The 22,826-nt window shown below is 63.6% G+C and carries 24 protein-coding genes; 11 read left to right on the top strand and 13 right to left on the bottom strand.

Annotated elements, in window-relative coordinates:
- Positions 1-91: 91 nt before the first annotated feature.
- Positions 92-838, bottom strand: coding sequence for an IclR family transcriptional regulator (locus AC6JA3_RS08510; RefSeq protein WP_035760506.1), 747 nt, complete (start codon positions 836-838; stop codon positions 92-94).
- 130 nt (positions 839-968) lie between these two features.
- Here AC6JA3_RS08510 and AC6JA3_RS08515 point away from each other — a divergent pair, with 130 nt between their 5' ends.
- On the top strand, positions 969-2,303 hold the full coding sequence (locus tag AC6JA3_RS08515; RefSeq protein ID WP_223943304.1) for an MFS transporter: 1,335 nt from the start codon (positions 969-971) through the stop codon (positions 2,301-2,303).
- Positions 2,304-2,374: 71 nt separating this feature from the next.
- Here the strand turns inward: AC6JA3_RS08515 and AC6JA3_RS08520 are convergent, their stop codons facing one another.
- The gene (locus AC6JA3_RS08520) at positions 2,375-3,043 is read right to left on the bottom strand and encodes a phosphoribosyltransferase (protein ID WP_347783648.1); all 669 of its coding nucleotides are present in this window, start codon (positions 3,041-3,043) and stop codon (positions 2,375-2,377) included.
- Positions 3,044-3,129: 86 nt separating this feature from the next.
- Here AC6JA3_RS08520 and AC6JA3_RS08525 point away from each other — a divergent pair, with 86 nt between their 5' ends.
- A complete protein-coding gene (locus AC6JA3_RS08525) occupies positions 3,130-3,543 on the top strand; it encodes a winged helix DNA-binding protein (protein WP_347783223.1) in 414 nt (137 codons plus the stop codon).
- Between the two features lie 99 nt (positions 3,544-3,642).
- Here the strand turns inward: AC6JA3_RS08525 and AC6JA3_RS08530 are convergent, their stop codons facing one another.
- The 5 genes from AC6JA3_RS08530 to AC6JA3_RS08550 form a co-directional block, all read right to left on the bottom strand.
- Positions 3,643-4,470 carry an alpha/beta fold hydrolase gene (locus tag AC6JA3_RS08530; protein WP_347783224.1) on the bottom strand — a complete coding sequence of 276 codons (828 nt, stop codon included), beginning with the start codon at positions 4,468-4,470 and terminating at the stop codon, positions 3,643-3,645.
- A 4-nt stretch (positions 4,471-4,474) separates the two neighbouring features.
- Positions 4,475-4,804, bottom strand: a complete 330-nt coding sequence (locus AC6JA3_RS08535) for a biotin/lipoyl-containing protein (protein ID WP_026540188.1) — start codon at positions 4,802-4,804, stop codon at positions 4,475-4,477.
- Positions 4,797-5,870: an alpha-ketoacid dehydrogenase subunit beta gene (locus tag AC6JA3_RS08540; protein WP_347783225.1), complete on the bottom strand. Its 1,074-nt coding sequence runs from the start codon at positions 5,868-5,870 to the stop codon at positions 4,797-4,799. The genes AC6JA3_RS08535 and AC6JA3_RS08540 overlap by 8 nt, the downstream gene beginning before the upstream one ends.
- Positions 5,863-6,915 carry a thiamine pyrophosphate-dependent enzyme gene (locus AC6JA3_RS08545; protein ID WP_051420653.1) on the bottom strand — a complete coding sequence of 351 codons (1,053 nt, stop codon included), beginning with the start codon at positions 6,913-6,915 and terminating at the stop codon, positions 5,863-5,865. Before AC6JA3_RS08545 ends, AC6JA3_RS08540 begins: the two co-directional genes overlap by 8 nt.
- Before the next feature lie 137 nt (positions 6,916-7,052).
- Positions 7,053-8,438, bottom strand: a complete 1,386-nt coding sequence (locus AC6JA3_RS08550; RefSeq protein ID WP_347783226.1) for an amino acid permease — start codon at positions 8,436-8,438, stop codon at positions 7,053-7,055.
- A 174-nt stretch (positions 8,439-8,612) separates the two neighbouring features.
- Here AC6JA3_RS08550 and AC6JA3_RS08555 point away from each other — a divergent pair, with 174 nt between their 5' ends.
- The 6 genes from AC6JA3_RS08555 (at position 8,613) to AC6JA3_RS08580 (ending at position 15,163) form a co-directional block, all read left to right on the top strand.
- Positions 8,613-9,086, top strand: coding sequence for an Lrp/AsnC family transcriptional regulator (locus tag AC6JA3_RS08555; RefSeq protein ID WP_026540192.1), 474 nt, complete (start codon positions 8,613-8,615; stop codon positions 9,084-9,086).
- Positions 9,087-9,223: 137 nt separating this feature from the next.
- The gene (locus AC6JA3_RS08560) at positions 9,224-9,934 is read left to right on the top strand and encodes an NUDIX hydrolase (protein ID WP_026546087.1); all 711 of its coding nucleotides are present in this window, start codon (positions 9,224-9,226) and stop codon (positions 9,932-9,934) included.
- Positions 9,931-11,238 (top strand): quinolinate synthase NadA, encoded by a 1,308-nt coding sequence (nadA, locus tag AC6JA3_RS08565; protein WP_347783227.1) that lies wholly within the window; start codon positions 9,931-9,933, stop codon positions 11,236-11,238. Before AC6JA3_RS08560 ends, nadA begins: the two co-directional genes overlap by 4 nt.
- A gap of 35 nt (positions 11,239-11,273) precedes the next feature.
- On the top strand, positions 11,274-13,121 hold the full coding sequence (locus AC6JA3_RS08570; RefSeq protein ID WP_347783228.1) for an L-aspartate oxidase: 1,848 nt from the start codon (positions 11,274-11,276) through the stop codon (positions 13,119-13,121).
- Positions 13,114-13,986: a carboxylating nicotinate-nucleotide diphosphorylase gene (gene nadC, locus AC6JA3_RS08575; RefSeq protein WP_347783229.1), complete on the top strand. Its 873-nt coding sequence runs from the start codon at positions 13,114-13,116 to the stop codon at positions 13,984-13,986. The genes AC6JA3_RS08570 and nadC overlap by 8 nt, the downstream gene beginning before the upstream one ends.
- 7 nt (positions 13,987-13,993) lie before the next feature.
- A complete protein-coding gene (locus AC6JA3_RS08580) occupies positions 13,994-15,163 on the top strand; it encodes a cysteine desulfurase family protein (RefSeq protein WP_347783230.1) in 1,170 nt (389 codons plus the stop codon).
- A gap of 54 nt (positions 15,164-15,217) precedes the next feature.
- Here the strand turns inward: AC6JA3_RS08580 and AC6JA3_RS08585 are convergent, their stop codons facing one another.
- The 3 genes from AC6JA3_RS08585 to AC6JA3_RS08595 all read right to left on the bottom strand — a co-directional run bounded on the left by AC6JA3_RS08585 (position 15,218) and on the right by AC6JA3_RS08595 (position 17,296).
- Entirely contained in the window at positions 15,218-15,703 is a 486-nt protein-coding gene (locus tag AC6JA3_RS08585) for a GtrA family protein (RefSeq protein WP_026540198.1), read from the bottom strand.
- A 17-nt stretch (positions 15,704-15,720) separates the two neighbouring features.
- Positions 15,721-16,569, bottom strand: coding sequence for a fumarylacetoacetate hydrolase family protein (locus tag AC6JA3_RS08590; protein WP_347783231.1), 849 nt, complete (start codon positions 16,567-16,569; stop codon positions 15,721-15,723).
- A 121-nt stretch (positions 16,570-16,690) separates the two neighbouring features.
- Positions 16,691-17,296, bottom strand: coding sequence for a DM13 domain-containing protein (locus AC6JA3_RS08595; protein WP_347783232.1), 606 nt, complete (start codon positions 17,294-17,296; stop codon positions 16,691-16,693).
- A gap of 178 nt (positions 17,297-17,474) precedes the next feature.
- Between AC6JA3_RS08595 and AC6JA3_RS08600 the strand changes: the two genes are divergently transcribed.
- A complete protein-coding gene (locus AC6JA3_RS08600; protein ID WP_026546081.1) occupies positions 17,475-18,671 on the top strand; it encodes an SLC13 family permease in 1,197 nt (398 codons plus the stop codon).
- Here the strand turns inward: AC6JA3_RS08600 and AC6JA3_RS08605 are convergent.
- Positions 18,668-19,336: a DUF1684 domain-containing protein gene (locus AC6JA3_RS08605; RefSeq protein ID WP_347783233.1), complete on the bottom strand. Its 669-nt coding sequence runs from the start codon at positions 19,334-19,336 to the stop codon at positions 18,668-18,670. The genes AC6JA3_RS08600 and AC6JA3_RS08605 overlap by 4 nt on opposite strands.
- A gap of 54 nt (positions 19,337-19,390) precedes the next feature.
- Between AC6JA3_RS08605 and AC6JA3_RS08610 the strand changes: the two genes are divergently transcribed.
- Both AC6JA3_RS08610 and AC6JA3_RS08615 read left to right on the top strand, forming a co-directional pair.
- Complete coding sequence (locus tag AC6JA3_RS08610) at positions 19,391-20,260, top strand: hypothetical protein (RefSeq protein WP_347783234.1); 870 nt, start codon at positions 19,391-19,393, stop codon at positions 20,258-20,260.
- Between the two features lie 71 nt (positions 20,261-20,331).
- Entirely contained in the window at positions 20,332-21,138 is an 807-nt protein-coding gene (locus AC6JA3_RS08615; RefSeq protein ID WP_026540204.1) for a transglutaminase-like domain-containing protein, read from the top strand.
- Here AC6JA3_RS08615 and AC6JA3_RS08620 read toward each other — a convergent pair.
- Positions 21,135-21,602 carry a MarR family winged helix-turn-helix transcriptional regulator gene (locus tag AC6JA3_RS08620; RefSeq protein ID WP_347783235.1) on the bottom strand — a complete coding sequence of 156 codons (468 nt, stop codon included), beginning with the start codon at positions 21,600-21,602 and terminating at the stop codon, positions 21,135-21,137. The two genes, AC6JA3_RS08615 and AC6JA3_RS08620, sit on opposite strands and share 4 nt — an antisense overlap.
- The gene (locus AC6JA3_RS08625) at positions 21,602-22,726 is read right to left on the bottom strand and encodes an LLM class flavin-dependent oxidoreductase (RefSeq protein ID WP_497920073.1); all 1,125 of its coding nucleotides are present in this window, start codon (positions 22,724-22,726) and stop codon (positions 21,602-21,604) included. Before AC6JA3_RS08625 ends, AC6JA3_RS08620 begins: the two co-directional genes overlap by 1 nt.
- Between the last annotated feature and the right edge of the window lie 100 nt (positions 22,727-22,826).

A 22,826-nucleotide genomic window follows, 5' to 3' on the forward strand; every position in this document is an offset into this window, starting at 1 on the left:
ACGGCATGTCCGGTCCTTCTTTCGAGTATTCAGTTCCCGTTGCTGCCGGTCTTGTGCTGTGGGGCACGCCACTTGACCTGCAAGGAAAGGTTCAAGCCAGCTGGCTCTCAATGCGTGCCGCACTGGCCGCCAGTGCTTGGCCAACGGCGTCAGGGTCTTGGTCCAGGCGGATATAGACGACGGCGATCGCGGCGGGCCGTCCGCCGGGGACCCTGATGGGGGCGGCAATAGAGGACAGTCCGGCGATGACTTCGTCGTGGCTGGTGGCGTAGCCCAGGCGGCGCGCCTGATGGGCTTCGGGGCGGTAGGGGTTTCCGGCGCCCATCTGCTGCCAGCGTTCTTCGGTCATGGTGGATTGAATGGCGATTCCGGGCGCGCCGGTACTGACCGGGTGGCGGCTTCCGGGGTGCTGGGCCAGCGCAGCGCCGGCGTGCCGCGGTTCAACGGTGACCAGGGTGACGCACTCTTGATGGTCCCAGACGGCCACGAAGGCCGTCATGTGCAAGGTGTTGGCGAGTTGGGTCAGTTCCGGCAGCGCGGCGGTTTGCAGGTTCCGGGAGACGCCACTGGCAAGGACTGCCAGCCCGGGCCCGGGTTGTACCCGCCCGGAGTCATCGCGCACCAGGAGGGAATGGTCCTCCAGGGTCCGGAGAATCCGGTAGGCCACGGAGCGGTGCACCCCGAGCGCTTCGGTGAGCTCGGCAATGGTCAGTGGATGGTCGGCGGCCGCGAGGATCTCCAAGGCGCGGATTCCCCGTGACAAGGTTTGCGACGGCGGTGCTTGTGCCGCCGCTTCCGTTGGAGGGTGGACATCGCTGCGGGGATTCATGCGAACCATCCTATGTTGGTGCGAACTTCCCGAGGGCTGTGCTTTGGGTCACAGAATGTAGTATTCTTTCCTAACTGACCGTTCTGTCGGTTAATGCAAGTCAAACGCCGACCAGTCACTCTCACCCCATGGAGTTCCAATGACCGCAACTTCCACTGTCGACTCCCAGTCAGGACCCAGCAGTAAGCGCGAAGAGCGCCGGGTACTGGCCGGAACGCTGGTAGGCACCACCATTGAGTGGTACGACTTCTTCATCTTCGCCCAACTCACGGCAACACTGTTGGCACCGTTGTTCCTCTCTCCCTTGGAGAAGTCCAACCCCGGAGTCGCCCAGCTCTTGTCGTTCGCCACGATCGGCATCAGCTTCCTGTTCCGTCCCCTCGGGGCATTCGTCGCCGGACACCTCGGCGACAGGATGGGCCGTAAAGCCGTCCTGGTCATGACACTGGTCATGATGGGTGCAGCCACCGCCCTGATCGGCTTGCTGCCCACCTACGCCACCATCGGTGTCTGGGCTCCGGTCCTGCTGATCACGCTCCGCGTGGTCCAGGGCTTCTCCGCAGGCGGTGAGTGGGGCGGTGCCGCGCTCATGGCCGTGGAGCACGCACCGGTCAAAAAGCGCGGACTCTTCGGCGCCTACCCGCAGATCGGTGTGCCCATCGGCATGATCCTGGCCACCGGCCTGCTGTTCATCCTTCAGACGGCCATGTCCAAGGAAGAATTCGCCTCATGGGGATGGCGTGTGCCGTTCCTGCTGTCCGTAGTCCTGATCGTGGTGGGCTACCTCATCCGCCGCGCCGTCGGTGAAAGCCCGGTCTTCAAGGAGATTGCCCAGCGCAAGGCTGAAAGCAAGGCGCCCTTGGGTGAGCTCTTCCGGAAGAACAAGAAGGAAGTTGTTCTCGCCGCGTTGATCTTCATTGCCAACAACGCCGCGGGGTACCTGCTGATTGCCTTCTTCATCTCCTACGCCACACGTACGCTGAAGATGCCCACCCCGCAGGTTCTGCTCGCCACCACCGTTGCCTCGTTCGGCTGGCTCATCTTCACCATGGTGGGTGGCTGGTTGTCGGACAAGATCGGACGCGTCAAGACCTTCCTGATCGGCTATGGATTGGTTTTCGCCTGGATGATTCCAATGTTCGTGTTGATCGATTCCAAGGACATCGTGCTCTACGGAACCGCCCTGTTCGTCCTGACGATCGGCCTGGGTCTGTCCTACGGTCCAATGTCCGCCATGTACGCCGAGATGTTCCCGGCGCAGGTCCGCTACTCCGGCATCTCCATCGGGTACGCCCTGGGTGCCATCCTGGGCGGTGCCTTCGCACCCCTTATCGCCCAGGCTCTCCTGGACTCCACCAAATGGTCCGGTTCGGTGGGCTTGTACATCATGGGGCTGTGCATCATCTCCGCTGTGGGCGTGATCCTCGCCAAGGAAACCCGCGGCCGGCCGCTGGGCTACAGCGTCCACCACTAATTCGGGAAACTGCAAAGCGGGTGCGGTCCACAACGGACCGCACCCGCTTGTGCGTTGGAGAACGACGGCGGCTAGGGGCGCCCGCCGGCCCCGGCACCTTCCAGCCGACTGACGACGTCGGCGTCGGTCAACTGCCCGAAGTGTTCGTAGAAGGCGCCAACAGCATGGAACTTTCCGGGTGTGTGCAATGCCATGACAAAGTCGCAGACCCGGGCCAGCGACGTCGAGGCTTCCAATGAGGCGACAGGCACGGCGGCAATGACCGTGCGTGCCCCGGCTGAACGAACAGCTTCCACGGCCGCCCGCATGGTGGCCCCGGTGGCCAGTCCGTCGTCGGCCAGCACCACCGTCTTTCCGCGAAGATCGTGCCCGGTGCCAGGATAGGCCTGCGCACGCCGGAGCAGCTCGGACCGTTCGTGTGCCTCCACCGCATCCAGCGCGGACTGGGAGATGCCGTGGGCGAGGATAAGTTCCTTCAGTGGCCTGTTGATGATCCTTAGAACATCCCCTTGTGACCACGCCAGGGCGCCGAAGGCGGTCTCGTCGCGGCCGGGGATGCCAAGCTTGCGTACCAGGACGGCACCGTAGGGCAGGTACAACGCGGTTGCTGCCGCAGCGGCCACGGGAACGCCACCGCGGGCCAGGCCCAGCACTATGGTGTCCGGCTGCTCCCGGAGTTGCGGGAGGGCTTCAGCCAGGCGTCGACCGGCTTCCGCGCGGTCCTTGAAACGCATGCCCATCTGCTCCACTTCCACGTAATTCGTTGCCGTTCCAAGCCTACCGTCCAGACCTTGCCCGGCGGCGTATCCGCTGAAAGCATGGGCTTGTGAACAAGCCCATCGGATATTGGATCAAGAGGCTCGACGCCGCGTTGGAGGCCCAGCTGGACAGCATCCTGGGCCGGATCAAGCTCAGCCGGCGTCAGTGGCAAACCCTCAGCGTTCTGTCCGAGGGGGCGATGCTTCCGGACCAGCTGGAGGAAACCTTGCGCCCTTTATGGGGGAACGATATCCGGATGCGGGAGAGGGAACTCGCGGCGTTGGTTGGCCGGGGCATGATCACCATGGTTGATGACCGGCTGGTCCTTAGTGACCGTGGTCGGGAGAAGTTCCATGAAGCCCAGCGGTTTGTTGAAGCCGCCCGAGAGGACCTGTCCATGGGCATCGGGATTGACGAGTACGCCATGGCGTTAAGCGTGCTGGAGCGCATGAGCCTTAACGCGGAGCGGCTGGCGCGCTGATTACGCGGTGGTTGAAGTCGCGCGTGTGGGCACTTCACACCCATGTTTTCCCCAAACATGGGTGTGAAGTGCCAACCCTGCGCAAACTTGTCCCGCGGATCAGACGCCAAGGAACGCGATGGCGGCTTCCTTGAACGCACGGCTGGTGATGACGTTGGTGTGGGTCCGCCCGGGGATCACCAGGGTTTCCACCAGTCCGCCCCGCTTACCGGCAATGGCCGCGAGCTCCGGCATGGTGGCTGCCCGTTCGTCCTTTTCGCCGGCCACCAACAACAGGGGCATATGCGGGGCTGCTTCGGCGGGATCGAAAGGTTCTCCCTTCACGGCTTCGATGAGGGACAACATGGCGAACAGGTTGTTGCTGGGAAGCATTTGCGCCATCCTCAGCAGCCCTGCGGTGGATGCGTCCTCCACAGGCGTGCCGTCGGAGAGGTGCCGCTGGGCGGCCGCGAGGTCGAAGGCAGCCAGAGGATCCGCTGAGCTTGGGCCACCGAGGACGATCCGGTGGACCAGGTCCGGCTGGGTGGCGCCAAATTCCCAGGCCAGCCGTGAACCCAGAGAGTAGCCAATGACGTCCAGTCCCGTGGACGGATCGCCCTCGCGCAGGGGCCGGGCACCGGCGTCGGTCACTATCTGCAGAAGGTCCGCGCGAATGCGGCTGGGCGTATATGAGTCCAGATCCTCCGGGGAATGGCTCCGGCCGTGGCCGGGCAGGTCGACGGCGATCACCTGGCGGCCCGCGTCCTGGAGGGCAGTGATCCAGCCGCTGTCCTCCCAGTTCAGCTTGCTGGAAGAGGAGAAGCCATGGATCAGCAGGACAGGGCGCAAGCCGGCGTCAGTGGCGGATTCATGCACGGCCACGAACAGGCCGGGGTCGGTGCCCTCCACGGTGTGCCGGTGTTGTTCCACGGTGTGCCTGCCGGTCATGGTCTCAGTCCTCATCGAGTACGGCGCTCAGGCGGACCCGGCGCTTGGGTGCTTCGTCCTTCGGAACAGTGCCCACGATCCCGGCGGTGTCGTCCGGAACCTCGAACACGATCAGCGGCTCGCCCACATTGATGGTCTCACCGGGCGCCCCGTGAATACGCACCACTTTACCTGCCTGGGGGCTGGGCAACTCGAGGGCCGATTTGGTGGTCTCAAGCTCCACGATCGCTTGGTTGCGTTCCACCTGCTGGCCGGGTTCAACCAGCCACTCCAGCACAGTTGCTTCGATGAGTCCCTCGCCGAGATCGGGGAGGGGGAACGAAATTTCAGCCACGGCGGTACTCCAGTACGCGTTGGATCCCAAAGAGGATGCGGTCGATGTTGGGGATGTATTCGTCCTCCAGGTCTCCGGAGGGATAGGGCACGTCAAAGCCGGTGACCCGCTCCACCGGCGCCTTGAGCGTTGCGAAACAGCTCTGCGTGATGAGTTGGGCCACCTCGGCGCCAAGTCCGGAAGTCAGCGGCGCTTCATGGACGACGACGGCGCGCCGCGTCTTTCCGACGGACCTCGCCAGGGCCTCTGCATCAATCGGCTTCAACCAGCGCAGGTCCAGGACCTCGACGTCGATCCCGTCCTCGGCGGCCAGTTCAGCAACCTGCAGGCATCGGGACACCATGGCGCCCCATGCCACCAGCGTGAGGTGCTTGCCCTCCCTGGCCACGCGGGCGCCGGTGAGGCTGCTGCCGCCGGAGGTGCCGCCGTCGTGGATTGCCTCACCGGGAGTCGCGGTGGTGACGTCCACCGGCCCCTTTTGCCAGTAGCGCGACTTCGGCTCCATGAAGATCACCGGATCCGGGCGGGTGGCGGCGTACTTGAGCAGGTGGTAGGCGTCGTGCGGGGTAGCGGGGGAGACAACTTTGAGTCCGGGCACATGGGCAAAGAGTGCCTCAAGGCTTTCGCCGTGGTGTTCGGGCGCTCGGATGCCGCCAAAGCTGGGCACGCGCAGGGTAATGGGCATGGGCAATGTGCCCCGGCTGCGGTAGTTCATCCGGGCGATCTGGCAAATGATCTGGTTGATGGCCGGATAGGCGAAGCCATCGAACTGGACCTCGGGAATGGGGTGGAAGCCGGCCATGGCAAGGCCCACGGACATGCCTAAAATGCCCGACTCGGCCAGCGGGGTGTCGAACACCCGGTCCTCGCCGTACTTGGCCTGCAGGCCGTCCGTGATGCGGAAGACGCCTCCCAGCCGGCCGCAGTCCTCTCCGAAAATGATGGTCCTGGCGTTCTCGGCCAGGAGCTCGTCCAATGCCCGGTTGAGGGCCTGTTGCATGGACAGGTGCTCGACGCCGGCTGTGCTGTCCACGTTGGGGTGCAGCCCGGTGATGGTCTCAGACATGTTCGGACTCCTCGCGCCACGCGGTGGCCTGGGATTGAAGGGAGGGGGTGGGCTCCTGGAAGACCATGCTGAACATTTCCGCGCCGGGACGCGCGCCGAGGTCCGCGATGCCGGCGCGGATTGCCTCTTCTTCCTGCTCGGCCAATGACTGGGCCTCGGCGAAGAAGGCCTCATCGGCCACTCCTTCGGCCAGCAGGCGCTGTTTGAAGCGCTCCAGGGGATCCTCGCCGGCGTCCAGGCGTTCCTCCTCCAGGGTGCGGTAGCGGCCGGGGTCGTCCGCTGTGGAGTGAGGGCCGCGCCGGTAGGTCATGGCCTCAATGACCACCGGGCCGTTCCCTGCGCGGCAGTGGGCGAAAGCGGAACGGGTAGCTTCGTAGACGGCTACGACGTCGTTGCCATCTACCTGCAGGGACGGGATGCCGTATCCGGCTGCGCGGGCGGCCACGGAGCCGCCTGCCACCTGGCGTTCGGTGGGGACCGAGATGGCCCACCCGTTGTTCTGCACGAAGAAGACCACGGGGGCCTTGAAGACAGCGGCGAAGTTCATGGCCTCATGGACGTCGCCCTGGGAGGAAGCGCCGTCGCCGAAGTAGGTCATGGCCACCCCCAGTCCGTCTGTTCCCGGGCCGGTGAGGGTCTGGCCGTGGGCCCAGCCGACTGCATGGAGCACGGATCCTGCCACCACTGCCTGAATGGGGGCGAACCGTGATTCCAGGGGGTTGTACATCCCGCCATGCCAGGTGGCTTTGTGGGTGGACATGTAGCCCACCATGTCCAGTCCCATGGCCCGGGCAACGCCCATTTCACGGTATGTGGGGAAAACGAAATCGCGGGTCCGGTCCACGGCATAGCCGCTGCCTACCTGTGCGGCTTCCTGGCCGAGCTCCGGGGCGTAGCCGGGAATGATGCCTTGGCGTTGCCAGGCGACCGCTGAGGTATCCAGGTGCCGGACTGCTGCCATCAAGGTGTACAGCTCACGGAGTTGATGGTGCGTGAGCGGGGCCGCGTCGTCGTCGACGGCGGCCAGCACGGGTTTGGTCGTCATGGTTGTGACCCTAGTCACCGATTGTGGCTGTGCGCAATCAGCACAGTTCAAACGAAACACTTTGTACAAGTTGGGCATAAAAAGAAGTCCTGCACAGTACAAACTGTGCAGGACTTCTTAGTTGTGATGAGCAGGTGTTACTTCGCCGCCGTGCTGTGGCGGGCGGCTTTGGACTTGGCGTTGATAAAGCAGCCGGCGGCGATGGCCAGGATCAGGATGAACGTTCCGATCAGTTGTCCGGCGCTTTCCGGGTTGGCAAAGCCCACCACCAGGATCAGGCCCAGCAGCACAAGTCCCAGAATGGTCAGGAACGGGAATCCCTTCATCCGCAAGGGCAGTTCGGTGCCATCCCGGTCTGCCCTGCGGCGAAGGATGAATTGGGACACCAGGGCAGTTCCCCACACCACCAGGCAGGTGGAGCCCACAAGGTTCAACAGTGCCGGCAGGATCTTCTCCGGGAACAGCAATTCCAGGACCGTGGCGATGAAGCCGAAAGCAACCGAAATTCCGACGGCGGCAACGGGAACCTTTGATCCGCTCAGGCGGGAGAGGAAACGCGGAGCTTCGCCGCGCTCTGAGAGGGAGAAGATCATGCGGGAGGCGCCGTACAGGTTGGCATTCAACGCCGACAGCAGGGCCACCACGGCCACCAGGGTGATGGCTGCACCGGCGCCCGGAATTCCTGCGAGGTCCAGCACTCCGGCGAACGGGGACTTGAGTCCCTCCGAGCCCACAGGCAGGACGGCTGCGATGACGAAGACGGAGCCGATGTAGAAGACCAGGATGCGCCACACCACTGTGCGGATGGCCTTGCCGACGCTGTGGGCGGGGTTCTCGGTTTCTGCTGCGGCAACGCTGACGATCTCGGTGCCACCGAAGGCGAAGATCACCACGAACAAGGCTGCTGCGATTCCGCCGATGCCGCTGGGAGCAAAGTCGCCGAAGGCCGAGAATCCGGGGGAGGGAACGTTCGGGAGCCAGCCGAACAGCAGGGCGGCACCAATGAGCAGGAAGATCACGATGGCAGCGACCTTGAGGATGGCGAACCAGAATTCAAACTCGCCAAAGTTCCGCACGCCCACCAGGTTGATGCCGGTGAAGACCACCATGAACACCAGGGCGAGTATCCACACCGGGATGACGGGCCAGATCGAGAACAGCAGTCCTGCTGCGCCGAGGGCTTCGGCGGCGATGACCACCACCAGTTGGAGCCACCACAGCCAGCCGATGGTTCCGCCGGCAGTCTTGCCCATGGCCTTTTCCGCGTACACAGAGAAAGCGCCGCTGTTGGGGTTGGCTGCCGCCATCTCGCCCAGCGCCCACATGACCAGGATGATCAGGGTGCCGGCGACGAGGTAGGAAATGAGCACTGCCGGACCTGCAGCCTGGACCCCTGCCCCCGAGCCGAGGAAGAGGCCGGCGCCGATCGCACTGCCCAATCCCATCATGGTGAGCTGGCGCGGCTTGAGCGAGTGCCCGAGGCCTGATGTTGGGGCAGGAGCCGCGATGGACTTCGTTGTCATACGTGTCTACCTTCTATGGATTGCATGCTGGTTTGGCGTGTTGGCCTCATGGGCTTGGCACGCAGGCGTCGACGACGCAGCAAGAGCCGTGGAATAATTCTCGCAGTTTGTAAGATACATCACTTTTTGCTGTAGCGATGTGATGGGTACGAATCCCCGGGGACAGGAACTTTGATGCTGGTCGATGCGCTTGATGCAAAAATTGTACGTTTCTTTACTGACTCGCCGCGATCCTCAGTGCTGGAGGCTTCCCGCGTGCTTAAGGTCGCCCGTGCCACGGTGCAGTCCCGGATCGACAGGATGATCGAAAACGGGGTCATCGGATCATGGGTTCCCCAGCCGGACCCCGCCAGCTTTGGGTTTCCGGTGGTGGCGTTCTGTTCGGTCACGATCACCCAGGAGATCGGCCACGACGCCATCATTGAAAGCCTGGGTGCCATCCCGGAAATCATCGAGGTCCACACGGTGACGGGAAACTCGGACCTGATGGTGAGGATCGCAGCACGGTCCAACCCGGACATGCAGCGGGTGCTGGACGCCATGATCGCCACCAAGTCCGTGGTCAGGTGCTCGTCGGTGATTGTCCTGAACAGCCACATCCAGGGCCGCACCCTGCCCCTGATGGAGGCTGCCGCTAAGGCAGTGTGACGTAAAGCATTTTGCCTGCCGCCAGTTGAGCCGTACCATTAGTTCTAGTCAATATGACTTTAACTAGCTTTCCGGTGTACATGACTGTCTGGTGTACACCGAGAGCTCCTGACGGCGATGATGCGAGGTGAAACGCCGTGAACACGAACTCAGCCAATGTCGCCGAGAGGCGGCTCGCACCGCCGTCGTTGGCTATCTCCACGGTGATTTTCGCCCTTCGCCCCAGTGAAAAGTCGGGCCGGCCCACCCTGTGGCTGCCGCTGGTCCGCCGTATCCGTGAGCCGTTCAAGGACATGTGGGCGCTCCCGGGCGGACCGCTGGCCCACGACGAATCCCTCCAGGACGCAGCCTCAAGGAACCTCCGCGAAACCACGGGACTGGCGCCCCATTACCTGGAACAGCTCTACGCCTTTGGCGGACTCCACAGATCGCCCACCCAGCGGGTGGTTTCCATTGTGTACTGGGCGCTGGTGCAACCCACGGAAGCTGCCCTCGCTGACGAGTCCGAGAACGTGCGTTGGTTCCGTGCAGACCGGCTCGGGGAACTGGCCTTCGATCACCAGGCGATCGTCGACTACGCCCTTTGGCGGCTCCGCAACAAGATGGCCTACGGTTCCATCGCCTACCACTTGCTGGGCGAGTTCTTCACTCTCGCCCAAGTCCGCGAAGTTTACGAGGCCGTGCTGGACCGCCCGCTCGATCCCGCAAACTTCCGCAGGCACGTCAAGGCAACACCGGAAATAGAAGAAACCGGTGAATACCTGCAAGGCGGAAAACACCGCCCACCACGCCTCTACCGCTTTACCGGCACCCCAGGCCTCGGGCCAGACAACAGGAGTACACCATGAGCAGCGTCAATACTGCCGTCCAGCTGATCACCCGCGAGGAAGCCGAAAAGGGCCTCTCCCGCGCGGGATCCACGTGCAGCCCCGCACTGGCCAGGGGCCCCTGGGAATATGACCTTGCCGAAGCCCTCGCCGGCGAACCAGCCTACGGCCCCGGCGCTTCAAGCGATGACGTGGCACCGAAAGCCACGCCACGCCAGGGCCAGTTGCCCGAAGAGTACAAAAAGGCCACCGACGCCGAACTGGACGCCCGCATCCGGGCCGCCAAAGCGACTCTCGGGGACCGGGCCGTCATCCTGGGCCACTTCTACCAGCGCGATGAAGTCATCCAGTACGCGGACTTCGTGGGCGACTCGTTCCAGCTGGCCAATGCAGCGCTGACCAAGCCGGACGCCGAAGCCATCATCTTCTGCGGCGTTCACTTCATGGCCGAGACAGCGGACATCCTCTCCACCCCGGCCCAAGCCGTCATCCTGCCGAACCTCGCCGCAGGCTGCTCCATGGCTGACATGGCAGACGAAGACTCAGTGGAAGAATGCTGGGAACAACTTGAGGAAATCTTCGGCACGGAGCCGGACGCGTCCGGACGTGTACCGGTCATTCCGGTCACGTACATGAACTCCTCAGCTGCTTTGAAGGCGTTCTGTGGGCGCAACGGCGGAATCGTGTGCACGTCCTCCAACGCCAAGGTCGTCCTGGAGTGGGCCTTCGAACGCGGTCAGCGGGTCCTGTTCTTCCCCGACCAGCACCTGGGCCGCAACACCGCCAAGGCACTCGGTGTCCCGCTTGAGCAGATGCCCATGTGGAACCCGCGCAAGGAACTCGGCGGCAACGACGAACAGGTCCTCCTGGACTCCCGCGTCATCCTCTGGCACGGCTTCTGCTCAGTCCACAAGCGCTTCAACGTAGGACAGATCGAGAAAGCCCGGCAGGACTTCCCAGGGGTCAACGTGATCGTCCACCCCGAATGCCCCATGAAGGTAGTGGACGCCGCCGACTCCGCCGGTTCCACCGACTTCATCAAGAAAGCCATCGCCGCCGCCACCGAACCCACCACGTTCGCCATCGGCACCGAGATCAACATGGTGAACAGGCTCGCCGCCGAAAACCCGCAGCACACCATCTTCTGCCTCGACCCCGTCATCTGCCCGTGCTCCACCATGTACCGCATCCACCCGGGGTACCTTGCCTGGGTCCTTGAGGAGCTCGTGGAAGGACGAATCGTCAACCGCATCACGGTGGATGAGTCCGTGCAGGACAACGCCAAGATTGCGCTCGAGCGCATGCTGGCAGCCAAGCCGGCCTAGCCCGGCCACACCGGACCAACCGAATCGAGCCCCACATGACAACAGAGAGCCTTGCCCGCGGCCCCGTGCCCCGGCGGCTGGTGGTCGTCGGCAGCGGTATCGCAGGACTGTACTCAGCCCTGCTTGCCGCTGAAGCCGGGGCGGAAGTGGTGTTGCTGACCAAGGGTGCCCTGGCGGACAGCAACACCTACTACGCCCAGGGTGGCATCTCCGCCGTCCTGGACGAACCTGCACCCGGTGATACTGTGGCGGCCCACATCGCCGACACCCTCAAAGCCGGGGCCGGCCACTGCAATGAAGAAGCCGTTCGGGTCCTGTGCACCGAGGCCCGTATGGATATCGCCGGGTTGGGTAGGTTCGGTGTCCAGTTCGACCTCGATGACCAAGGCGATCCCGCCTTGGGCCTGGAAGCTGCCCATTCAGCCCCGCGTATCCTGCACGCCGGGGGAGATGCCACCGGTGCCGGAGTGGCCGCAGCCCTGATCCGGACCGTGCTGGATTTCCAAGCCGCAGGCAAAATCCAGGTCATCGGCCACGCACACGCCACGTCCCTGGCCCTGGGCGGACACCAAGGCAGCCGTGTGGTGGGAGTAAATTTCCTCCACGACGGACGCAGCCTCGGGGTCCATGGCGACTCCGTCCTGCTCGCCACGGGCGGCGCGGGGCAACTGTTCGCCAAAACAACCAATCCCTCTGTTGCAACGGCTGACGGACTTGCGTTGGCATGGCGGGTTGGTGCCGCCGTCGCGGACCTCGAATTCTTCCAGTTCCATCCCACCTGCATGGTGCTGGACAAGGAAGCCAGGGAGGCCGAGGGCAACAACGATCCCTTGCTCATCTCCGAAGCAGTCCGGGGTGAGGGGGCCATCCTGCTCGATGCCGCCGGTCATCGCTTCATGCCGGACTACCACCCCGACGCCGAGCTCGCGCCCAGGGACGTGGTCTCCCGCAGCATCGCCCTTCACCTTGCGAAACTTGGTGACCCCAACGGTCACGTCTACCTGGACGCCACCGTCATTGAGCACCAACGCGGCGGCGGCTTCCTGGCCAGGCGCTTCCCGAACCTCAGTACGCGCACGCGCCAGGCGGGCGTGGACTGGACCCGCGACCTGGTTCCCGTGGCACCGGCTGCCCACTACTGGATGGGTGGGGTGGTGACGGATCTCTACGGCCGGACCTCTGTTCCAGGATTACTCGCTGCCGGTGAGGTGGCTTGTACCGGTGTGCAAGGAGCTAACCGTCTGGCAAGCAACTCCCTGCTCGAGGGGCTGGTGTTTGGGCGGCGGGCTGTTGAGGGGTTTTTTGGTTCGTTTGGTGCCTCGACGGACGGAGTCCCTCTGCGTGCTGACTCGGCCGCGGGCGGCCTCGCTTTTACGCACGCTGCCGGGACCCCGTCAGCCGACCAGAGCGAACGCAGCGCTCACGCGACAACGGCGCTGTCGGGGCCTCCGGCGCCGCTGGATGAGCTGGATGCTGACCTGCCCGCTCCTGTTTCCTGGGAGTTTGAGAGCTTGCCGGGGCCGGGGGCTCGTGAGGCTTCGTTTGCGCGGGCAGGGGTGTTTTCGAGGGGGTCCTTGCGGCGGCTGATGACTGCCAAGGCAGGGGTTTTGCGTGATGGCGCACTGCTGCGGGAGGCCGGTGTGGCGTTGGTTGCCTGGGCTGGAGATGTGCAGCCGTTGAATGTTCCTGATTCCCTCGATGTCCGTGTGCATGAGGACTCGAATTTGTTGTTGGCGGCCCAGCTGCTCGTTCATGCGGCCCGGGAGCGCCGGGAGTCGTTGGGGGCGCACTACCGCAGCGACAGCATGACGGAGCCGGCCGCCGTCGAAGATTTTGACAAGCGTTACACCATGAGCCGGAAAGTGAGCCTCGTCCATGACTAACCTGACCCTCCCCGCAGCGCCCGTGCGGGACATCCTGGAACGGGCGTTCGCGGAGGACGCTCCCAGCGGCGACATCACCTCGCAACTGCTCATCCCCGCCGATGCCCGGGCAACCGCGGTGCTGAATGCGCGCGTCCCCGGCGTCTTCAGCGGCGGCACCGTGTTCCGTGACGCCATGAAGCTCGTTGACCCGGATACCGAGGTAGACCTGCTGCTGGCCGACGGTGAAGCGTTCGACGCCGGGACGCACCTTGCCAGGGTCAGCGGCAGCGCCCGCTCGGTGCTGCTGGCCGAACGCGTCGCATTGAACCTGGTGCAGCGCATGAGCGCCATCGCTACGAAGACCGCGGAATTTGTCCGGCTGGTGGAAGGCACCCGTGCCCGGATCACTGATACCCGCAAGACCACGCCCGGCCTTCGCGTCCTGGAACGTTATGCTGTGCGCTGCGGTGGCGGGGCCAACCACCGCTACAGTCTCTCGGACGCCGTACTGGCCAAGGACAACCACCTGGCCGTCATGACCGGCGGCGACTCCGCAAAACTGACGGAACTGCTGATCGCCGCCAAAGCACAGCTGGGCCACACCACCCACTTTGAGGTCGAAGTGGACCGGGCCGAACAGATCGAACCTGTCCTGGCCGCTGGAGTGGACACCATCATGCTGGACAACTTCACCATCGAGGAACTCCGCGCCGGAGTGAAACAAGTGGACGGCCGCGCCATCGTGGAGGCAAGTGGCAACGTCAACATCGCCACCGTAACGGAAATCGCCGCTGCCGGCGTGGACGTCATCTCCATTGGTGGGTTGACCCACAGCGTGAGCGCCCTGGATCTTGGCCTCGACGTGGTCCTGGAGACAGCCTGAGGCACCCATGATCTTCCTCGACGCCGCAGCCACCACCCCCGTTCGCCGCGAGGCACTTGAGGCCATGTGGCCTTACTTGAGCGGTGAGTTCGGCAACCCCTCCAGCCACCACACCCTGGGCGAAGCCGCAGCAGCTGCGCTCGCCGGAGCCCGTGCAGGTGTCGCGAAGATCCTCAACTGCCGCGCGGGCGAGGTGACTTTCACCTCAGGAGGCACCGAGGCGGACAACCTTGCCGTCAAAGGCATTGCACTGGCCAGGCGGTCCGCTGATCCTTCGCTGAACAGGGTAGTCATCAGCGCAATCGAGCATCCAGCCGTGGAGGAATCGGCGAGGTATCTGGAGCGGGTGCACGGTTTTGTTGTGGACGTCCTTCCCGTGGACTGTGAAGGGCTCGTCTCCATCGAGGGTCTGCGTGCGGTGGCAGGACCGGACACGGCGTTGATCAGCATCATGTACGCGAACAATGAGATCGGAACGGTCCAACCGATCACGGCTCTGGCTGCGGTGGCGCGCGAACACGGAATCCCCTTCCATACCGATGCAGTCCAGGCTGCCGGATGGTTGCCCCTGGACGTCAAAGCGCTCGGGGTGGATGCCCTGAGCCTGTCCGGGCACAAGCTCGGTGCGCCCAAGGGTTCAGGTGTGCTGTTCACCAAGGGCCGGCTCCGGGTGGAACCACTCGTTCACGGCGGGGGACAGGAACGGGGCAGGAGGTCAGGGACGGAGAACGTGGCCGGCGCCGTTGCCTTGTCCACCGCACTGGCGTTGTCAGGTGCCGAGCAGCCGGAACAGGCAGCCAGGGTCTCCGGTCTCAGGGATCAGTTCATCGAACGGGTCGTGGCCGGCGTGCCGGGAGCTGTGGTCACTGGCCACCGGCTGCAGCGTTTGCCATCGGTAGCGTCCTTCTGTTTCCCGGGTACCAGCGGCGAATCGGTTCTGCTTGAACTTGAGCGGCTGGGCGTGGTGTGCTCCAGCGGCTCGGCGTGCGCTGCAGGATCCGATGCCCCCTCGCCCGTGTTGGTGGCCTTGGGAATAGCTCCCGAGACAGCCCAGACGGCAGTCCGTTTCAGTTTCCCTCCAACAGTCACCGGCTCCGAACTGGAGCAGGCCGCGGACGCCGTGGAAACCGCCGTCGGGCGTGTCCGAAACCTTGCCTCCCCTCAAGGCGACAACTGAGGCAGGCTTGCACGGCTGCGCTGCCGGCTGGCCCCACAATGGCTGCACGGCCGGCTATACGTGCCGCGCTCGCCGGAATATCCAATGTCTCAGCAGGGTAAACCGGACCGCAGTGGCCACGAAGCCGGACAGGGTTGTGGTCCACAGCTCTTCGGTAACCGTGGCTTCGGGCCGGAAGAGGTGCAGCAAACCCAGACTGCCACCGGTGATGACCAAGGCGATGGCGATCACCAGGACCCCGCTGAGGTGATCCCGGGTGCGCTTCTTTTTCCCCGTGATCTTGAACGTGAGCCTGCGGTTCAACGCCGTATTCATCAGCGAGGTCACAATCAACGCCACGGCGTTTGCCAGCTGCGGGTCAATCCACGGACGCAACAACGCGTAGATCGCCAGCGAGCTCGCGGTGCAGACCACACCCACCCCGGTAAAGCGGATCAATTGCCGCACTACGGGGTATTTCAGGACCCCACGGTGGCGTATGCGGGGTGGTTTCTGCGGGGGAGACGGGCGTAGCTCAGTGGCGTCCGCAGCTGTCTCCATGGCTTAAGCCTGACACACTACGCCGGAAGATCTTCCCAGGAAGCGCCGGTAACGGGGTTCCGGAGCTCGCCTATTCCCTCAACCCGGCACACCACGGTGTCGCCTGGCTGGATGCGGGCGCACTCGGCGGGGAAGCCCGTCAGCACAAGATCGCCGGGCTGGAGGGTCATGAAAGAGGTCAGGTAAACAAGGATCTCATCCACTTTCCAACCCAGGTCAGCTGAACTGGCGGTCTGAAGTTCATGGCCGTTGTGTACGATCCCGATTTCCAGGTTGGAGACCTCAAGATCCGTGACAATCCATGGGCCGACTGGAGTGAAGGTGTCCTGGCTTTTGGCGCTGATCCAGAGTTCGTCCGTTTTCTGCAGATCCCTTGCCGAGACGTCGTTGCCGATGGTGTAGCCGAGAACCGCCGAACGCGCCGTTTCGGCAGTCAAACCGCGGGCGGGGCGCCTGATGACCACCGTTAGTTCGGCTTCAGGGTCGACGTAGCCCACCGTGGAGTCCAGTTGGATGGCCTCGCCAGGGCCAATCACACTCGAGGCGGCCTTGTGGAATGCCTGGGGCGGCAGGTCGCGGCCCGGCTGGCCTGTGTTGTGCGCCATGCCCAACACATTCACGGGGACGGCCGGTGCCAGGAAAGTGAAGTGGCCTTCCGTGACCGTCGCGCCGGTCTCCCAGCCGTCCCGCGCCGGACTGGCGGTGTTGGCCCGGGATGACGGGAACGGCGAATGGATGACTGTCCACTTCCGGCCGGCATCGGAGCCGAAGTCCGGGGCGTCATTGGCCACGAAGAAGTGCTCATCGGCTGAGAGCGGCGGGACGGGCCGGACACGGGCAATACGACGGGGGAGGCGTGAAGTCATGATGACATCCTACGTCCTCTGATGCGTTGTGCCGGTGTTCCGGACCCGCGTTACCTCTTGTGGCTGTTCTTGTGGCAGTTGCGCGATCATCCGGGATAGGCAGGGGCGGCTTCGCTGCGCCTCAAGCCAGCGGTGCAGATCCGAAAGCTACACTGAAGCGATCGCACCACAGGACTACCGACGTCAGCCCACTGACGTCAGTGCCGGCGGGAATGGCGTAATTGTGGTTTCCATGGGTGGCCTTGATACTGCCGAGGTCCACGTAAGCCCCTGAGCGGTATTTGAACCAGTCACCGCCTGCTTCCAGGCTGCTGAGCCACACCTTGACATCGGGTCCGTCGCTGCTGGCCAGGTTCTCGAGGCGCAGTACGTGGCTGCCGTCGGGCAACGCCAGCAACTGCGCGGAGCCGGTGGTCTCATGCTCCTGGGATTCGAAGGCGCCGCTCTTGAGAATCGCCGGGCTTGGGATGGGGCTGGTGGGCTGGGGGTTGGTGGGCTGGGCGCCGTTGGCTGCGGTGTTCCCAGGTGACGCAGCCGCCGTCCCACCACCCGATGATGTGTTCGCAGGGCCTTCCACAACAGGCAGCGCTTCGTTGACATTGCTGCTGGTGAAAATCCGCCACGGTTGGAAGAGTGCTGCCCCTGCCATCACCGCTGCCAGGACCATCACTGCGATCACTGCGGCAAGAGCCCTGTGGGAGCGAATGAAAATCCGTAGTCGGTTCATGGATCAAGCCTAGGCTTCGGGGGACAGCGCATCGCGTTCCATTGCTTACGGTCCCGTGACGGCTTGTGCCCCGGCTGGGTGTGAATGGATGGGCGTGTTAACGGACGGGTGTGTGAACGGACGGGGAAACCAGAGCGCCTGGGGGAGAATCCCAGGCCCCGGGCTTAGAATCCGATTCATGCGCCTGGCGATCATCGGATTGGTTCTCCTCGTGGCAGGCGGGGTAACCGTTGCCACGGGCGTTCTACCGTGGCACGAAGTAGCCGTCCTGGTAGACCGGGTGGCACCCATCCTGGCGTTCGTCGTTGCCATGACCGTGGTCACCGAGCTCGTCAGTGAGGCAGGGACTTTCCAGTGGATTGCCCGGCGACTCCGGAGATGGGGTCGTGGCCGTGGTGTCCTGTTGTGGTTGTTGCTTGCGCTGTTCGCCGTCCTGAGCACGATCTTCCTGTCGCTGGATACGACGGCGGTCCTGCTGACTCCGGTGGTGGTCACCGTAGCCCGCCAAGCCGGGTTGCCCGTCCTGCCCTCGGCCTTGACCACGGTGTGGCTGGCGAATACGGCGAGTCTGTTGCTGCCGATTTCCAATCTGACGAACCTCCTGGCGCAGCACAATCTGGGTGGCATCAGCCCGGCACAGTTTGCCCGGCTGATGTGGGCTCCGTCCCTGGCGGCAATTGTGGTTCCGTTGGTGTTCGTTGCAGTGGTGTTCCGGCGCGAGCTGCGCAAGACCTACGCCTTGGATTCTGCACGACCCGCCCCAGGGCCAACATCGGCCGCCGCCCCTGATCGGGTGCTGCTGGGTGCCAGCGCCGTGGTCCTGGTTCTCCTCTTGCCGGCTCTGGTGTCCGGTGCGGCGATCTGGATTCCGGCCACCGCCGCAGCCGTGGTGCTGGCGGCGTTTTTCGCCATTCGGCGCCCGAAAGTGCTTAAGGTGACGCTGATTCCGTGGTCGCTGCTGCTTTTTACGTGCGGCCTTTTCCTGGTGGTCGAAGCAACCCAGTACCTTGGCGCCTCCGTGTTGCTTGGGCAGGTGGCAGGGGAAGGAAGCGGCTTCGTCGAACTGCTGAGGTTGGCCATGACAGGTGCGCTTGGATCCAATGTGGTCAACAACCTGCCTGCTTATCTTTTGGCCGAGCCGCTGGCAGGAAGTCCAGTGCGGATGGCTGCACTCTTGATAGGTGTCAATGCAGGACCCCTGATCACGCCATGGGCTTCCCTGGCCACCCTGCTGTGGCACGATCGCCTGGTCCGCATGAACGTGTTGATCAAGTGGAAGGGTTACGCGGTGTTGGGCTTGATCGTGGCCCCGTTGACCATAACGGCGGCCATCGCGGCCCTCGCAGTCGTTGGCCCAGGAGGGGTGTTTGGCTAGCCCAGGTAGAGTTCGCCCACGGGGATGTCTGTGGCCAACCGGTTGTCCGGTCCTGCCAAGGGGCACGCCCAAGCCTCGTTGTAGGCGCAGGAGGGATTGTAGGCAAAGTTGAAATCCAGGATGAACTCCGGTTCACCGGAGGAGCTCCTGGTGCCGTGGAAGGAGCCCTTGACCGTGTCCAACAGGTACCGACCCGCCCCGTAGCTTCCGCCATCCTTGCCAGCGGTTGTGTCACGGAACGGGACAAAGATCCCGCCGCCGTAGCTCCTGAGCCGCCACACTGCCAAAGAGCCCAGTTCATCCAAGTCGAAGGTGCCGATCCTGACAAACGGCACAACGCCGTCGGTGCCTGTCTCAACATTCATTTCCTGCCCGGATCCGTCAGGGAGCAACACCGCGTGCCTGCGGAAGGCGGGGTCGTAGCCAGCCGTACGCAGTCCTGAAAAGGAGGCCTTCATCCCGGCCGTCAGCGCGGATGCCGGATGGGTGGCAAACATCAGGTCCCGCTCCTGGCGCCAGAAAACGTGGGCGTCGAAAGGATTGGTGGCTGCAAGTTGACGCACTTTGTCGTACAGGGCGAACGTCCGCAGGCGCCAGTCGGCTATATCAACCGCTGACATGGTGGGGATGTCGTCCTCGAAATAGTCCTGCTGATCGGGAGCCATACCCACAGCCTAACCCTGTGCGTGTCGCGGTATCGCCGCCGATAGGCTGGGGCCATGATCGGCATTATGAACCTGAAGCGCGTTCCGGTGAAGCTCGCTGCCTTGGTCCTTGCAGGGACGGTCCTGGCCGCAACGGCATCTTGCTCGGCTGAAAACAAGGGACCGCAGGTTACCTCCACGGCAACGTCGAAGCCGAACAGTTCGGAGTCGGGCACGGGGGCGCCGACGGAAAGCACGACGCCGGAGCCTGGTACCGCCGTTGGCTCACCCTCGGCAACACCGGGCCCGGAGGGCCAGGCGGCTTCGTCGGGGGCGGCCGGCGCCACGCCGGGTCCCGCAGCAACGGCGCTTTCATGGAAGACCTATACGGATCCGGCCAAGAGCGTCAGTTTCGAACTGCCCAGGGATTGGATTGCCCAGTCGGTGACTCCCGAGCCGGGTTCTTTGCCGTCAGCAGTAAAGGTCGAAGTCAAGGACGGTGCCGGGAAATACGTTGCCACCCTCCAGACCGGCCTGCCGCCGTCTGCTCCGGTCGATTGCCCGGCCGGACAAGCCCGGCCCTATGTAGTGATCAGCAGCGTACCTTTGGACATTCCGCATGCCGATGGGCCGGACACCATCGATCCACGGGCGGTTTTCCGGGTGATCCAGGGATACAAATTCTTCGGCTCATATGGCATCACCAATACGGTGGCCGGGGCTGACGGGCAATCGTGCGAACTCAGGAACCGGGTGCTGGGACCGGATGGGAAAGGCGACTATTCCTTTGGAGACATCCCCGTGCTCCATGCATATTCTGCCGACGAGAAGGTGGCCCCGGCCAAGTCCTTCGACACTCTTGACCTCGCTGCAAAGTATGCGGTACACGGTTCCGAATTCGCCAATGTCCAGCGGATGCTACTGTCTCTGAAGGTCAATCAATAGTCCAGGCGATTGGCTGGTTCACACATACGGCGGCGTTGGGGGCTGCCCGTCGCAACACACCCCGGAGATCAATGGAACGCAACGTTGCTGCCACGCTCGTTTTCAAGACCGCAGCCAACACCAAAGTAGCCATGGCCATAGCCGTGGCCCAAAATTCCGGCTACGACTCAGTGACCGAAACCCTGTCCATCACGGCGGCAGGTGGGGAGCTTCCCTTTGCCGAACTCAGCGACCACCACGGCGGACGCTTCCACTACCTTGAGTTCACCGAGCCCAGTGAAGTGACCGTGGAGTACAGGGCAACTGTTCACGGCGTTGGCATCCCCGAAACCTCAAATCCCATGGAACTGATCCGCTACGTCCGGCCCAGCAGATATGCGGAGTCGGACAGGCTGCTGCCTACTTCCTATGCCGAGTTCGGAAACCTGCAAGGCGTTGAACTGCTTCAGGCTGTCCGCGACTGGGTCAACGGTGAACTCCGTTACGTCAGCGGTTCTTCGCGGGGCACTGATGGAGCCGTGGAAACGTTGCTGCACCGCAAGGGCGTGTGCCGGGATTTTGCCCATCTGGCGATCGCCCTGCTGCGGGCCAAAGACATTCCCGCGCGGCTCGCGGCTGTGTACGCTCCCGGGCTGAGTCCCATGGATTTCCATGCCGTTGCCGAAGCCTACGTTGACGGCGCCTGGTACATCATCGATCCCACAGGACTTGCTCCGCGCGAATCCATGCTGAGGATCACCGCCGGCCGGGATTCCTCGGACACGGCGTTCCTGTCCACCGTTGGCGGCAGCCTGACGCTGAAGACACTCAAGGTCAGTGCTTCGGTCAATGGCGAGCTCCCGGTGGAAAACCTCCGGGAGCTCGTCAGGCTTCGCTAATGTCCGGCCACCGAGGCGCGGAGTTTTTCGGTCAGGCGGAGCAGTTCGCGCTGTTCTTCGGGTGTGAGGGCGGGCCCCACCAAGTGGGCGATGTCCCTTACATGGTCCCGTCCGATGGCTTTTTGAAGCTCGCTGCCGGTCTCGGTGAGTGAGAGCAGCACTCCGCGGCCGTCGTCGGGGGCTGCCGTCCGCTCCACCAATCCGCGCTTCTCCAGGCGATCCACCAAACGGCTCAGGCTCGACTGGCTCAGCAGAACCTTGTCGTTGATCTCATTGAGCCGCAGCTGGCCGGAAGGGCACTTGGACAACGTGAAAAGGACGTCGTATTCCTTGACGGGCAGGTTCTTGAACGCCGGACCTGACTGCAGTTTCCGCATCACCGCCACCTGGGAGCGGAACAGCGACTCCCAGGTTTCGGCGGCGAGGCGAACGGCGGAGGACCCAGCGCCCGTTGGACCGGACATCAGGCGTCCTGCCCCGCGGCACCTGCAGTAGCGGATTCGCTGACCTTTTCCTCCAGCGAAGCGGCCACGCATGATGCGTGGGTCGGAGCGTCCGGTACGTGGGCGGGCTTCATGGCGGCGTATTCCTTGCGCAGGGCAGGAAGGACTTCCTCGCCAAACAGGTCCAGCTGCTCAAGCACGGTCTTCAGGGGAAGTCCGGCGTGGTCGATCAGGAACAACTGGCGCTGGTAGTCGCCGAAGGCCTCACGGAAAGTCAGCGTCTTTTCGATGACTTCCTGGGGGCTTCCCACGGTCAGGGGCGTTTGGGAGGTGAAGTCTTCCAAGGACGGTCCATGGCCGTAGACCGGTGCGTTGTCGAAGTACGGGCGGAATTCCTTCACCGCGTCCTGGGAGTTCTTCCTCATGAAGAACTGACCGCCGAGTCCCACAATTGCCTGGTCTGCCTTGCCGTGCCCGTAGTGCTCGTAACGCTCACGGTAGAGGCCGATCAGCTGCTGGTAGTGCTCCTTGGGCCAGAAGATGTTGTTGGCGAAGAAGCCATCGCCAAAGTACGCGGCAACTTCCGCGATCTGCGGTGTGCGGATGGAACCGTGCCACACGAACGGGGCGACGCCGTCGAGGGGGCGCGGCGTGGAGGTGAAGTTCTGCAAAGGCGTGCGGAACTTGCCCGACCAGTTGACGGTGTCCTCATCCCACAGCTTGCGGAGCAGGCTGTAGTTCTCAATGGCCAACTCCACGCCGTCCTGGATGTTCTTGCCGAACCAGGGGTAGACCGGTGCAGTGTTGCCGCGGCCAAGGACCAGGTCCACGCGGCCGTCGGAGAGGTGCTGAAGCATCGCGAAGTCTTCGGCAATCTTCACAGGATCGTTGGTGGTGATCAGTGTGGTGGCCGTGGACAGCGTGATGCGCTCGGTCTGGGCAGCGATGTAGGCCAACGTCGTGGTGGGGGAGGAGGAGAAGAACGGCCGGTTGTGGTGCTCGCCAAGGGCATAGACATCCATGCCGATTTCTTCGACCTTTTTGGCGATGGCAACGGAGGCCTTGATGCGTTCGTTCTCCGTGGGTGTGCGGCCCGTGGTGGGGTCAGCTGTGATGTCGCTGACGCTGAATACGCCGATCTGCATGATGTGCCTTTCTCCCTGCCCGAGGTCCCGGGCTCTTTCAACAGTGTACCTCAAACTAGATGCATTTGCATGTATCGATACCTGTAACAGGGCAGGGCCG

The sequence above is a fragment of the Arthrobacter sp. TmtSoilC79 genome, assembly GCF_059739405.1.